Below are 691 nucleotides of genomic sequence, written 5' to 3' on the forward strand. Positions count from 1 at the left end.
CGGACAGGCCGACCGCCTTCGCATGCTCCGACTCGAGCCGGCCCTGCGCCTGGCTGACCAGCGACTGCACGGTGCGGCTCTCCTCGACCATCTCGCGCACGACGCCGGCCAGGCTCTCGAGCGAATCGGCCTTCTCGATGGTGTCGGCATAGCGGCCGACGCTCTCGTGGAAGCGGCCGGTGTGCTGGCCCAGCTCGCCCAGCTCGCTGAGCATGCGGTTGATCAGCAGCTTCAGCGCGTCGCGGGCGCGCGCCCGGTCCTCGCGCAACTGGTGCTGGCGCTCGCGGGTGTGGCCCAGCAGCTCGCTGACCGAGCGCACGCTGCGCGCGGTCAGCCCGCCGTCGATCTGCAGCTTCATCGCGTCGACCTGGCCGCGCGCCCAGCTGTCGTCCTCGGCCAGCTCGGCGAGGCTCGCGGTGAGCTCCTGGCACAGCCCGCTCAGCTGGTCGACGAAGTGATGGCGGTGCGCCAGCATGCGGCGCGCGCGCTCGCACAGCGCGTCGAACTCGTCGGCCTGCAGCGGCGTCGGGCCCGGGGCCTCGAGCTGCGCGAGCAGGTCGGCCAGCTGGCGCGACAGCTCGGCGCTCGGGGCCGGCGGCGGCGGCAGCGCAGACTGCACGGTGCCGCTCAGGCCGTCGGCGACGCGTTGCCACAGCGGGAAGGCCGCATCGGCCGGCACGGGCTCGGTGGC

At 74.2% G+C, this 691-nt stretch carries 1 pseudogene; it reads right to left on the reverse strand.

Going from position 1 to position 691, the window contains the following annotated elements:
* Positions 1-691 (reverse strand): annotated as a pseudogene (locus tag AC1D01_RS37480) (GGDEF domain-containing protein); the annotation flags it as partial.

This window comes from Rhizobacter sp. P3_B12 (genome assembly GCF_056402895.1).